12 protein-coding genes are annotated in these 12236 nt (G+C 40.8%); 4 read left to right on the top strand and 8 right to left on the bottom strand.

Going from position 1 to position 12236, the window contains the following annotated elements:
• Nucleotides 1-202: 202 nt before the first annotated feature.
• The 3 genes from H6614_04840 to H6614_04830 form a co-directional block, all read right to left on the bottom strand.
• Nucleotides 203-502: a cell division protein ZapA gene (locus H6614_04840; GenBank protein MCB9242977.1), complete on the bottom strand. Its 300-nt coding sequence runs from the start codon at nt 500-502 to the stop codon at nt 203-205.
• A 96-nt stretch (nt 503-598) separates the two neighbouring features.
• Nucleotides 599-976, bottom strand: a complete 378-nt coding sequence (locus H6614_04835; protein MCB9242976.1) for a hypothetical protein — start codon at nt 974-976, stop codon at nt 599-601.
• An 8-nt stretch (nt 977-984) separates the two neighbouring features.
• The gene (locus H6614_04830) at nt 985-3384 is read right to left on the bottom strand and encodes a phenylalanine--tRNA ligase subunit beta (protein ID MCB9242975.1); all 2400 of its coding nucleotides are present in this window, start codon (nt 3382-3384) and stop codon (nt 985-987) included.
• Nucleotides 3385-3483: 99 nt separating this feature from the next.
• Here H6614_04830 and H6614_04825 point away from each other — a divergent pair, with 99 nt between their 5' ends.
• Complete coding sequence (locus H6614_04825; GenBank protein ID MCB9242974.1) at nt 3484-3990, top strand: DUF805 domain-containing protein; 507 nt, start codon at nt 3484-3486, stop codon at nt 3988-3990.
• Between the two features lie 10 nt (nt 3991-4000).
• Here H6614_04825 and H6614_04820 read toward each other — a convergent pair whose 3' ends face one another.
• Nucleotides 4001-4771, bottom strand: coding sequence for a hypothetical protein (locus tag H6614_04820; GenBank protein MCB9242973.1), 771 nt, complete (start codon nt 4769-4771; stop codon nt 4001-4003).
• 101 nt (nt 4772-4872) lie between these two features.
• Nucleotides 4873-6582, bottom strand: coding sequence for a caspase family protein (locus tag H6614_04815; GenBank protein MCB9242972.1), 1710 nt, complete (start codon nt 6580-6582; stop codon nt 4873-4875).
• A 141-nt stretch (nt 6583-6723) separates the two neighbouring features.
• Here H6614_04815 and mnmA point away from each other — a divergent pair, with 141 nt between their 5' ends.
• Both mnmA and pta read left to right on the top strand, forming a co-directional pair.
• Nucleotides 6724-7821 carry a tRNA 2-thiouridine(34) synthase MnmA gene (gene mnmA / locus H6614_04810; GenBank protein ID MCB9242971.1) on the top strand — a complete coding sequence of 366 codons (1098 nt, stop codon included), beginning with the start codon at nt 6724-6726 and terminating at the stop codon, nt 7819-7821.
• A gap of 3 nt (nt 7822-7824) precedes the next feature.
• Entirely contained in the window at nt 7825-8793 is a 969-nt protein-coding gene (pta, locus tag H6614_04805) for a phosphate acetyltransferase (GenBank protein ID MCB9242970.1), read from the top strand.
• Here the strand turns inward: pta and H6614_04800 are convergent.
• Nucleotides 8782-9588 carry an ABC transporter ATP-binding protein gene (locus tag H6614_04800; protein MCB9242969.1) on the bottom strand — a complete coding sequence of 269 codons (807 nt, stop codon included), beginning with the start codon at nt 9586-9588 and terminating at the stop codon, nt 8782-8784. The two genes, pta and H6614_04800, sit on opposite strands and share 12 nt — an antisense overlap.
• 121 nt (nt 9589-9709) lie before the next feature.
• Between H6614_04800 and H6614_04795 the strand changes: the two genes are divergently transcribed.
• A complete protein-coding gene (locus H6614_04795) occupies nt 9710-10546 on the top strand; it encodes a universal stress protein (GenBank protein ID MCB9242968.1) in 837 nt (278 codons plus the stop codon).
• Between the two features lie 49 nt (nt 10547-10595).
• Here the strand turns inward: H6614_04795 and H6614_04790 are convergent, their stop codons facing one another.
• Complete coding sequence (locus tag H6614_04790) at nt 10596-11000, bottom strand: T9SS type A sorting domain-containing protein (protein ID MCB9242967.1); 405 nt, start codon at nt 10998-11000, stop codon at nt 10596-10598.
• Between the two features lie 134 nt (nt 11001-11134).
• The gene (locus H6614_04785; GenBank protein ID MCB9242966.1) at nt 11135-12229 is read right to left on the bottom strand and encodes a T9SS type A sorting domain-containing protein; all 1095 of its coding nucleotides are present in this window, start codon (nt 12227-12229) and stop codon (nt 11135-11137) included.
• Nucleotides 12230-12236 lie beyond the last annotated feature (7 nt).

The raw sequence follows: 12236 nt of genomic DNA, 5'->3' as shown, positions 1-12236 counted from the left end.
CGCCAAAATGTCTTTTGCTTCCACTGTCCGCTTGACTCACCCGATCAAGGGTGAAGCGAAACCAGGTTTCCCGTAGTCGAGGCCTGCAATTAACACTTGCGAGAGCTAACCTCCCAGGTAAATACTGTTGGTTCTTTATAATGTTTGACTGTGGCTATCCGCGCGGTTTAAACTCGCTGGATAAACTTATATTAAAGAGCTTTTATAGATTTTCGTCTATTATGTTACCAATATCACTTATCTTGGTATTACACTCACCTATAAAACTAACGTACTCCTTTTCCCGTTCCTTGTTCCTTTCCTTTTCCTTGAAATAGCTCTCCGCAATGTTAAGCGCCGAAACTACTGCTATGGTTTCTCCGGATTGATTGGGCGACTCATAGCCGATCTTCTGCATCAAACTGTCTACATGATTGGCTACTTTTTCTACCTCGTGAATGTTGTCACCCTGTAGGTTGTATTCGCTATTGAATATTTTTACTTTAATACCGGTCTTCTCCATTTATTTAGAACGAAAAAATTTTAAAATGTGCCAGTCAAACATCCGAGCCTTTCCCCCTCAGGTTCGGCTCAATGCGGGATTTCATGCCCGCCTCATCTAATCATACTCTTCTTCGTGTGTCTCCGCTTCCTCTAAATGCGAATCTATCCTGGATATTAATTCTTTTATCCTGGATTTTATTTCATCTTTGTCTTGATTCGAATTATTATCTTTGTTTAAAGCTAAATTTTTTAAGTCGGAAATTTCCTTGTCCTTTAATACGCACAAGGAGTTTATTTTTGTTAATTGTAATTTTAAGTCAGTTATCTTTGAATTTAATTCCTTAATCCCCTCTTTGAGTTCTTTATTCTCTTCTTGGGTGTCCTTCATCTTGTTTACAAGGGCTCTAGCCTTTGAAAATAGGTTCTCAAGTGCTATTAAATGCGACTCCCTTGCTTTTTGTAAACTATCTATGTTGTTCTCTTCCTGAGACATTAAGTATGTTAATTTCTCAATGAAACTCCCAGCCCTGATTCGAGGCTCTTTACTATCTTATCCACCTGACGGTTGATTTCGTCATCTGTAAGCGTCCTTTCGTTCGAGGAAAAATTCAGCGAAAAAGCCATGCTTTTTTTATCGTCGCCAAGTTTCTTGTCCGTGTAAACGTCGAACAGTCTCACACCGGTCAGATATTCACCGCCGTTCTTTACAATTGCTTCTTTTATGTCATTATAAGCGGTGTTCTTATTTATTACAAATGCCAGATCCCTTTTTACAGCAGGATAACGTGAAATCTCCTTGTAATAAATATTTCTGTTAATTTCTTTTAAAAGAGCATCTAAATCTAACTCACACAAAAACACATTTGCATCGATATCGAAAAGTTCAAGTAAATCTTTACTAACCTTAGTTAAGTATCCAATCTCTTTATCACTTACATGGATACCTATTTTACCCTTTTCCGCATCATTATAATAAAATAATGCGTAAGTTTCAATATTGAATTTAGACATGAACATGTCGATTTCGCCCTTAATATCGAATATATCGGCTTCCCTCTCCCTAACATCAAAAGAAACAGTATCATCCATGCCTGATAGGGTGAAGCATAAATGGTAATTTTCGGTGAATTTACGCCCGTCTAAACCATGTATTTTCCCTATTTCGAATAATCTTAACGCAATATCCTTTCCGGAGTGATTTACATTATTTCTCACTGAATTAAGCATCCCGTATTCCAGGTTTGTCCTCAATGCATTCATTTCAGAGGACGACGGATTCTCCAGTTCGACATAATCTTTGCCAAAGTGTTTCAACTTGCTTTTATCGAGCAAACTTCCTGTTAAAATTTCATTGAATCCTCTGCCAATGAAATATTCCCTCACGTCCGATATCTTTTTCATCTTTGCCGTACTGTATTCCTTTATCGCGGCTAGATCGGTGCTGTATGTTACGTTTTCGTTAAGTTTATCGAACCCGTTCAGCCTGCCGATCTCTTCTATCAGATCTACTTCCCTCTCTATATCATATCTTCTGTATTCGGGAATTTCGAATATCATATAGTCATCATCGTTCTTTAAATACTTAATATCTATTCTGTCGAGATGTTTTATAATCTCTGATTCGGTTACCTCTACACCCAGCAGGTCGCTGGCTCTTTTTGCTCTTACGCCGACCTCTACCGGCTCGAATGGCGCAGGATAAACGTCAATGATCCCCTTTGAGATCTCGCCTCCGGCTAATTCCTCTATTAACTGTGCCGCCCTGTTTGACGCGAATTCGAGGTTATCTATATCTACTCCCTTTTCAAAACGCTGGGAAGCGTCCGTGAATAGCCCTAATCTTTTCGCGGTTCGCCTTATATTTACCGGGTCGAAATATGCTACTTCGAGGAATACATTCTTTGTGTCGTCAGTGATTTCGGAAAGTTCACCTCCCATCACGCCCGCTATACCTGAATAACCGTCCCTATCGCATATCATTAAAGTACTGTCGCTGAGAGTCCTCTCTTTTGAGTCGAGTGTTACAAACTTGTCGCCGTCCTTAGCGGTGCTTGCCATTATCTCCTTACCTCTTATCGTGTCATAATCGAATGAGTGCAATGGCTGTCCTGTCTCCATCATGACGAAGTTGGTTATGTCCACGATATTGTTCCTCGGACGCAGTCCCACCGCGGTAAGCCTCTTCTTGAGCCACTCCGGTGATTCCTTTATCGTAACGTTCTCTATTACACGCCCCGTGAAGCGCTTACAAAACTCGTTATTTTTTATTGAGATTTTTATCAGGTCTTCGGTAGGTGTACTACCTTCATTTACTTCTACTTTAGGTATCTGGACGTTCATGTCATATATAGCGCCTATCTCTCTCGCGATGCCGATGTGTGACGAGAGATCTCCCCTGTTAGGCGGAACCCATATATCCATCATTACGTCATCTGCCCCCAGATACTCTGCGAACGGCATCCCCACTTCTGCATCCTCTTTCAAAACCATGATTCCCTCGTGATCATCCGACAGCCCGAGCTCCTTCTCACTGCATATCATCCCCTCCGAGACTTCCCCCCGGAGTTTCGCCTTCTTTATCTCAAATTCACCCACCGGGATCACTGCCCCTATCCTTGCCATGCACACCTTCTGCCCCTCTGCCACGTTCGGCGCCCCGCACACTACCTGGTACTCCCTGTCATCACCCACATCCACTATACATATGGACAGCTTGTCCGCGTTGGGATGCTTCCGCTTCTGCTTCACCAGCCCCACGACCATCCCCGCAAACCTCTCCCCCCCATACTCCACAGTCTCGATGTCGAAGCCAAGCCCCCACATCTTCTCTACGAACTCGTTGATATCGCCTATTTTAAGGTCAGGAAGGTATGTTTTTATCCAGTTTAAACTTACTTTCATGGTGCAATATAATTAATTGTTTTTGCAGAATAAATGGGAAAAGGGCGGGACGGGCGAATTATGATTTGATTTAAGGGGCGGAAAGACTATCTTTGGGTAATGAGACAATTCTACCGCGGAAGAACCCAACGATTAAGATTTACAATCTACTTCCTACTAATAGTCGTATTAGCCAATCTCCGATTTTTAATGCTATGGAAGCTATTTGGCATTACCGATATTTACGGCTTTACTGGATATGAGAATGTAGCAGAAGAGTATAAATCAACTTTTTTTCTTACCGATTTTTTAACAGGAATATTATTGTTATATATATTTTCTATCCCAGTTGTGAGGCGGTTTCATGATCTGGATAAGGGCGGTGAGAAGTTTTTCTTTATGCTGGTACCGATCTTCAATCTTGTCTATATTGTGAGGCTAATGTTCGAGAAGGGTACGGTGGGTCCTAATCAATATGGTCCCGATCCGCAAAACCCCACCGACCAGGATGTATTTACAAGGGCGGTCAAGTGTCCCAGGTGCAGAGCAATACTGGATGTGGAGTACACGCGCGGAGGCGAGAGAACATTTACATGCCCAGTATGTAATAGTGAGATAACAGTGTAAAGTTAGAATATCATTGTGAAGTTAATGAATCATATATTACTCTTGCAACTTCTTTATCATCCAGATAACCTTCAATACCATGCCGACTGTCAGTACGATTTTTTACATCATTCTTATTGGTTATTGAAGGTATAATGTTAAAATGTGATTTATCTAAAGGGTTAAGCGCGACATAATCTTCTTCGTCATACGCATTAAACCAACCTCCCTTGATACACGGCGGCATCACTAAAGGGGTTTCCAATCTATTTTTAATTGACTTCAAACCAAGAGGCGAACCCAATGTAACATATTTTTTAACATTAGCCGATCCATTTTTCCTCAAGATATTATATCCTATGATCGTTCCAAGAGAGTGTCCCACAACCACACAAGGGTTATTATCCACTTCTGATTCAATTATTGTGTTTATCACTCTCATAATTCCCGGCTTTGTTAAGTACATAAATACATCATACGTAAAGGCTTTTAAAATCTCATTTCCAAATCCTGTTTCCTCATCGATCGTCCTTAAAATAGCCTGTATCCATTCCCAGTTCAACGGATTACCTTTTTCAAGAACGTCACCCTCGTAGTTCTTAGTAATCGCCTCTTCTTCTATCTTTGCATTGTCAGCTACTTCATTCAAAAAATCATAGAAGAATTGAGCTTCCTGATCTGAATCAACACCACGGGTAATAACATCCTTTTTTAAATTCTGCAATTCCTTATTATTTACAAGATCATCAAGCCGGTCACCATAATAAGGAAATCTAATGTCTAGCTCTCCAGGTAATTCCAAACCATTTTTTGATAAACCCTCTTTTAAGGAGTCAATCCAAATTTCTTTTAGTTTGACAGGATCTTTTCCTTGTTGAGCTCTCCCGTGAATTAAAATTAATCTCATAAGATTTTTCCTTCATTAATATATTTTTCAACAATTTTAGTACCTTCTTTATTAAAAGTAGTCCATAGACCCGGAATTAAATATCCGGCTAATTCTTGTAAAATTGAATCAAATTTTTTATAATCAATCGATAGATATGACCATCCTTGAGTAAGCAAAGGACAAAATGGGGCTATTTTTCTCATACTCTGTAACTTATTGATTGAAACTTTCAATTTATTATCAATAGCATTAAACATTATTATATCAAACAAAACCGGTTCTCTCTCCCTTCGCATGTACCTATATATTGAATTTACTTGTTTAATATTTCCTGCTTGCGCATAGGCATACGATGCATAAAGTCCGAGTGTCGGATCCGTTGCTTTATTTTGTCTTAAATAACTAGCCGCCCAAATCACTGAGAACATATCACCTTTAATTCTAAAAGTTCCATTACGCGCGGCTGTAGCAATAAGAGCCCTTCTCTTGTTCATTTCTTCCGTCCGCTCCACTGCCAAATCAAATTTATATGAATTTTCGCTTGGTAAATAATTTACATTAGCAATCTGATCTTTTTCTATAACAACTGTACCAATAAAATCAGGCAGTACTGCTAAAGGAATACTTTTGCCGTCAATTTTTAATAATAGTGTCAAGGGATAGTCATAGTCATTCGAATGTAAAGGAGTAATGTTTATTTGGTAAGAATCGTTCTCAGAGAAAACATTAAAATCAGATCTGCACACGGGTTCAACATCTGATGCTCCTACAATAGTAAATCCTGTACGAATTTCAGAACTTTCTTTTCCTTTAGAATTAATAATAAAGTTTATACTATCCTCAATTTCAGACGTATAATTTTTAAAAGTAATCTCTGGATCCCTGGAGTCTATAACATTTAAATAAACCAAATTATTTTTTCTTTCTTCTTCAATTTTTGGTGATCCTACAGTCATCTCAGAACCGTCGGCAATTATTGATAAATATTTTGGGGCTCGAGAAGTGATTTCTGCATCCGGAAATTGATTTAACCCAATATTGAAATTTTCGATTCGCTCTTGGACTACTTCTTCAAGATATTTACTTAGAGGATAGGCTTCTACAACACAATCTCCATTTACCCATGTGATGATATCTCGATCTGCTCCATTCAAGCCTTTGACAAGACAATCTGTATAGATCCCTTTGTAATTTTTGCTTGTATTACTTTTAACTTCATAAGCAGGATTCCCTGGTATAGTCGCATAAAACATATCTATGCTGCATGGATTTTGATTTACTAGTATGTTTGGAAAGATAACCGAGCCAATGACTCCTCCCATTAAATAGCTATCCGGATGCGACCGGCATGCATCTGAGATAAAAACAATATGCGGAATCCCCGCATTTCTCGAAAGAAATCTTGAAGCTTGCACATTAACAGCTTCATTTGAATCTAATGGCGCTTCCGAAAGCAACCATTGTTCATCACATGGTCCCTTTAATATTCCATGACCGGCAAAATAAATTATCATTATTGAATAAATTCTTTCTTCAACAAACTGTTTAATCGAGTTTTTTATTTGAGAAATAGTGACGGGTTCTACGTCATCAATAAATAACTTTGAATCATATCCTTGTGATCCTGCCCAACTTTCAAAGTGCTTAGCACCCTTTACTGCCGCCGACAAAGTTGGAAGTCCATGCACTTTATTTACCCCAATTATAACAGCACATTTATTCATTTATTAGTTATGTTTTCTTTAAATAATTTATAAAAATACTATAGGATAAGTTAAAAAGCAATAATTTATTTCACTGATATTCTGTGTTCTTATATTTTAACTTTAAATACTCATGCAGTGTTCTTATTTTGTATGAATATTATGAGTACAGATAAGCGAAATAAGACTGTGGTTGTGGCAATGAGCGGTGGTGTGGATTCTGCGGTCGCGGCGTCATTACTGAAGGATGAGGGGTATGATCTCATCGGTATTACTATGAAGACATGGGGCTATGATGACATCCCGGAGCGGGACAGCGGATGCTGTTCGCTGGAGACGATCTACAGCGCGCGAAGCGTTGCAGACAGCCTGGGATTTCCGCACTACACGCTGGACTTCACGGACAAATTCAATGAAACCGTGATAGATAACTTCATCACAGAGTATATGCGCGGTTACACCCCAAATCCTTGCGTGCTTTGCAATAAGGTAATAAAGTGGGGCGCGCTTCTGGAGAAAGCAGAATCGCTGGGAGCGGATTACGTCGCTACAGGCCACTACGCAAAGTTAAATCACGCAGAGGGCAGACATTTCGTTTCGGTCGCGGAAGACAGGAACAAGGACCAGTCATACGCTCTATGGCGGGTTTCACAGTACGCGCTGAGCAAGACGCTCTTCCCGCTGGGCAGTTATACAAAGCCGGAAATAAGAGAGATGGCGCGAAAGATGAACCTGAAGCCGGCGGACACTCCGGATTCACAGGAGATATGTTTTGTTCCAAACGAGGACTACCGCGCCCTGCTGAACCTGCGACTGCCGGATAGGATGGAGTCACTTACCGACGGCGACGTGGTATATCACGATGAAAAGGTCGGCACGCACAAGGGCTTCCCCTACTACACGATAGGACAGAGACGCGGGCTTAACATTGCGCTTGGAAAGCCGGTGTATGTATCGCGTTTGGACCCCGAACATAATGTGGTCTTTATCGATGACGAAGAAGGATTGTATAAGAGCGGATTTATGACGAAGGAATCCAACATGCTGAAGGTCGAAAAACTGGATAAGCCGGCAGAGCTTAATGTAAAGATCAGGTATAATGACAGCGGTTCACCTGCAATCGTGGAGCAGATGGATGACGACAGGTTTAGAGTGGTATTTAAGGACAAGAAGAAATCAATCGCGCCGGGTCAATCGGCAGTGTTTTACGAAGGGGATGACGTGATCGGCGGTGGTATAATAGACGAAATAATAGAGTAGCCTATGGATCTATTTAAACAGCTGGAAGCAAAAGCAAAGAGAAATCCGAAGACAATAATCTTTCCGGAGTCGGATGAGCCGCGTGTGATAGAGGCGGTGAAGATCATACTCAAGAAAAAGCTGGCAAAGGTGATATTGATCGACAACGGGTTTTCAAATATCGGGCTAAACGATTCGGACAATCTAACCATAATAGATATAAGTTTTTCTGCGCAGTTCATCCAGGAGTATCTGAAAATCAAGAAGAAAAAGAAGAAGGATTATACATACGTACAGGCAGAGGCGGACCTGCTTAACCCGATGACTTTTGCGTGCATGCTTTTGAAGGAGAATTTTGCAGACGGTATCATTGCGGGAAGTGTTTACCCGACGAGCGAGGTATTGCGGAACGCAATATCGCTGGTAGGGCTTCAGCCAAAGAACGACACGGTCTCATCATTTTTCCTGTTTACGTTTCCTACCAGGCACAGACTGAATGACAAGGTGTTCGTATATGGCGACGCGGGGGTAATACCCGTACCAACGGCAGAGCAACTATCGGAGATAGCGATACAAACCGCGAAGAATTTTAAAAAGCTAACGGGAAAGAAACCCAGGGTAGCTTTCCTGTCCTTTTCGACGAAGGGCAGCGCGGAGCATGAGTCGCTGGGAAGGATACGTGAAGCAATGAAGCTGACACAAAAGCGTGAGCCTTCGCTGATAATGGACGGTGAGTTACAATTCGACGCGGCGTTCGTGCCGGAAGTCGCGAAAAGAAAAAACCCGAAAGGAAAGATCAAGGGTGACGCGAACGTATTTATCTTTCCGGATCTAAACGCAGGGAATATCGCATACAAGATAACGGAGAGGATCGGAGGCGCATCGGCGACGGGACCCATAGTTCAGGGATTGGCAAAACCTGTAATGGATCTATCGAGGGGATGCAGTTCGGATGATATTGTAAAAATGGCACTGGTGTTATCACTTATCTGAGTGCTGAGCTTTTTCGCGCTCGGCACGCTCTTCATCGGCTTCCTCTTTCAGCTCTTCTATCTCAAGTGATTTATCAGTCCTATGCAAGAAGTCTCTAATCAATTTATCATCGGTCTCAACAAGCTCTTTTGGTGTACCAACGAAATAAATCTTACCTTCGTGCATCATCGCAACCCTATCGGCAACATCATACACGCTGAAAATATCGTGAGTAACAACAATGGAAGTTACTTTGAGTTTATCCGCAAGTTCTTTTATCAGGTCGTCTATCTGGTCACTCATAACAGGATCGAGACCGGTAGTGGGTTCATCATACAGAATGTACTCAGGATCGGTCGCCAGTGAACGGGCAAGCGAGACCCTCTTTTTCATACCACCCGAAAGATCGGCAGGGCGCATCTCTTCAATACCGGATAAGCCAACAGTTTCAAGTTTGTCTTCGACTACCCTGGCAATCTCATCTTTGGACATGTTGGTATTTTCCTTAAGCGCCAGCCCTACATTTTCTCCTACAGACATAGAATCGAACAACGCGGCACCCTGAAAAAGGAATCCGAATTTCTTTCGTAGTTCATAAATTTCCTTTTCCTTCATATCCACAATATTGTGTCCTTCGATGTAAATCTCTCCTTTATCGGGTTCAAGCAGACCGATGATGTGCTTGAGCAGGACAGATTTGCCGCATCCGCTTCGTCCAATGATAACCATGGTTTCACCGTCGTGAATGGTAAGGTTAACACCGCGAAGGACTTCATTACTTCCGAACCTCTTATATAAGTCTTTTATCTCTATCATTCAGGCAAAATACCTTTATTTACAACTAAAATAAACAAACTAAAAATTCTCCCGGAGGTACACCGAATTGAATTTAAAGGGAGGTTTATATTAATTACTTTTTAATAACAAAATCATACCAATGAAATTCCTTGTTCCAACAGATTTTTCAGATTACGCAAGGGACGCGCTGATATATGCTATCGAGATGGGCAGAGTATTCGGAGGAAGCATCACATTAGTAAACGTCTTCCCACCGGCATCAATCAGTCCGTATGTATATGATGAGCTTATAAGATCCGTTACCGGGGAGATAAAGACGCGGACAATAAATAAGCTGAAAAATGAATGGAGCAAAGAATCAAAAAGAATCCAGAAGAGCGATAAGCAGATAACAACGGACTTTAAGGCGCTCGAGGGCGGAATAGTCGATAATATAGTCACCACGGCACAAAAATCCAGAGCTGACCTGATAGTAATGGGTACAAAGGGCGGAGGAAACATAACTAGATTCCTTTTTGGAACTACAGCGACCAAAGTAATAGACAATGCACCATGTCCGGTTCTTGCAATACCGGAGCTGGCAAAATACAAAAAGATAAGACGGATATTATTCGCGTCTTCCTGCAACAAGCATGAAGTGGAAAGTATTATAGACGCAATTGAGCTTGCCAGGGCGTATGACGCGCGTATAGACATAGTATACGTCAGTGATGACAGCAAGGAAAAGACACAGAGCGACCTCGAAAGGATGATAAAACTGGTAGGAAGCAAGACAGATTATAAGAAGATACATTTCGAAGCCATATACGGTGATGACGTGGTCGAAGCAATAGATGTTTACACGCAGTTAAAAAATGTCAGCCTGCTGGCTCTCGCATCGCGGAAAAGGAGTTTATTCAAACGGCTATTCGACAGGAGCCTAGCGGAGGAAATGTCATTCCATTCAAAGATACCATTGCTGGTATATCACAGATAAAAAAACCCCGCATGGAGCGGGGTCTCAGCAGCGTAAATAATTACAAATTTTATTTAACCAATATCATTTTTTCAGTTTTGATATAACCCTCCGTAATAAGGCTATAGTAGTATACACCACTTGCAAGATCGCCTGCACTAAACTGAACTTCGTAAACTCCCGGTGCCAGTTCAGAATTAATGAGCGAACGAACTTCTTCCCCGGCAGAATTATACACAACGAGTTTAACGATCCCAGATGTATTCCCCGGTACTTCAAATTTAATAGAAGTTGACGGGTTAAAAGGGTTAGGGTAATTTCTATACAGATTCCATTTAGTAAATTGCTCATTAGAATCCGTTTTTGAATGCACATCGAAAAAAGAAACAGCTTTGACCGGAGACAATGATAAGATCATCGGAAGGATGACCAAGCTTACAATAAGCTTAATCACGAAAAGATAATGCTTTTTCATAAAGCTCCCACTTATTTAGTTTATAAAAATGTTTTTTGCCGATAATGAGCAGTGAAACATCAGTGACACACCGCGGGGACAAGCCCCGCGGGTTAAATTTTTAGTGGGAGATAAAGAAAAGAGAAAAAATGAAATTATTTTATTAAAATCATTTTCTTTGTATCGATAAAACTATCCGTAATCAGACTATAGAAATATATTCCACTCGATAGAGCCGCGGCATCGAAATTATATTCATAACTGCCTGCCAAAAGACCTTTATTAATTATAGAAGCGACTTCCCTGCCATTGATATCGTAAACCAACAGCTTAACATTGGCATTATTGGGAAGGTCGAACTTAATTTTGGTCGATGGATTAAACGGATTAGGATAGTTATTATACAGATTATATTCAGCAGGCGTATTGGAATTAGAGATTATACCCGTTACAGCAAAGGTAGTATCCGAGGCTATATTCGAGTAAGGTGAATTACCTGCAATATTATTAGCGTATACTCTATAGTGATATATCGTATTAGCATTCAAAGGATTATCGGAATATGTGACAATGTTTTCACCAACGGTATCAATAACATTCCAAACAGCGCTTCCCTCCATCCGTCTTTCAATGATAAAATTCGTTTCATTAGTAGAATTATCAGCCCAGCTCAAATTAATATTAGTAGATGAATTGGCAAGGGCAGTCAACGCAGTAGGTTCAGACGGCAAGCCTGCGACAATAACAGACTTTACAATGGAAATGTCATCGAATATTGCTCTCTGACTTCCGGGATTAGTATTGCAGTAAAAGTAAATATAGACCGAATCACTAACCGGAACATTTTCCAGGCTGAGGTTAAATGCCTGCCATGTAGTGTTGGATATAACAACTGTGTCAAATGAGTAATCTAAGGTTGCTCCTTTGATCCTCACACTGCTCCACGGATCCTGACCACCACCTGTCCTTAATGCAAAAAATCTGAGCTCAATTCTTTCTCCGGCGTTAACGGAAAACTTTGGCGATCTCAGATAATTATTTTGCGGAGGCGCTCCCTGCGAACTCCTCGCGCTGTATGTTCCCCCAATGGTATGGCTCATAGTATTATCAACAAAAAATCCAGTTAAGTTCCAACCCTGGGGAATAGCACCACTCTCGAAGGTTTCATACATATTTACCGGTGACTGAGAGTAGCTCAATGAAGTTAACCCTAACAGCAAACCCAAAATTGTAAATTTTAATGTTTCCATTTACTTT

This window comes from Ignavibacteriales bacterium (genome assembly GCA_020635255.1).
Taxonomy (GTDB): Bacteria; Bacteroidota; Ignavibacteria; order Tepidaquicellales; family Tepidaquicellaceae; genus JAEYVS01.
The sequence above is the reverse complement of the archived record's forward strand: the minus strand, read 5'-3'. Positions and strand labels throughout refer to the sequence as shown.

What these genes read in the sequence shown, in the direction of transcription:
- H6614_04790 (MCB9242967.1), bottom strand. Translation starts at nt 11,000, where the DNA reads ATGAAAAAGCATTATCTTTTCGTGATTAAGCTTATTGTAAGCTTGGTC.
- H6614_04785 (MCB9242966.1), bottom strand. Translation starts at nt 12,229, where the DNA reads ATGGAAACATTAAAATTTACAATTTTGGGTTTGCTGTTAGGGTTAACT.
- H6614_04800 (MCB9242969.1), bottom strand. Translation starts at nt 9,588, where the DNA reads ATGATAGAGATAAAAGACTTATATAAGAGGTTCGGAAGTAATGAAGTC.
- H6614_04825 (MCB9242974.1), top strand. Translation starts at nt 3,484, where the DNA reads ATGAGACAATTCTACCGCGGAAGAACCCAACGATTAAGATTTACAATC.
- H6614_04840 (MCB9242977.1), bottom strand. Translation starts at nt 502, where the DNA reads ATGGAGAAGACCGGTATTAAAGTAAAAATATTCAATAGCGAATACAAC.
- H6614_04835 (MCB9242976.1), bottom strand. Translation starts at nt 976, where the DNA reads ATGTCTCAGGAAGAGAACAACATAGATAGTTTACAAAAAGCAAGGGAG.
- pta (MCB9242970.1), top strand. Translation starts at nt 7,825, where the DNA reads ATGGATCTATTTAAACAGCTGGAAGCAAAAGCAAAGAGAAATCCGAAG.
- H6614_04815 (MCB9242972.1), bottom strand. Translation starts at nt 6,582, where the DNA reads ATGAATAAATGTGCTGTTATAATTGGGGTAAATAAAGTGCATGGACTT.
- H6614_04795 (MCB9242968.1), top strand. Translation starts at nt 9,710, where the DNA reads ATGAAATTCCTTGTTCCAACAGATTTTTCAGATTACGCAAGGGACGCG.
- mnmA (MCB9242971.1), top strand. Translation starts at nt 6,724, where the DNA reads ATGAGTACAGATAAGCGAAATAAGACTGTGGTTGTGGCAATGAGCGGT.
- H6614_04830 (MCB9242975.1), bottom strand. Translation starts at nt 3,384, where the DNA reads ATGAAAGTAAGTTTAAACTGGATAAAAACATACCTTCCTGACCTTAAA.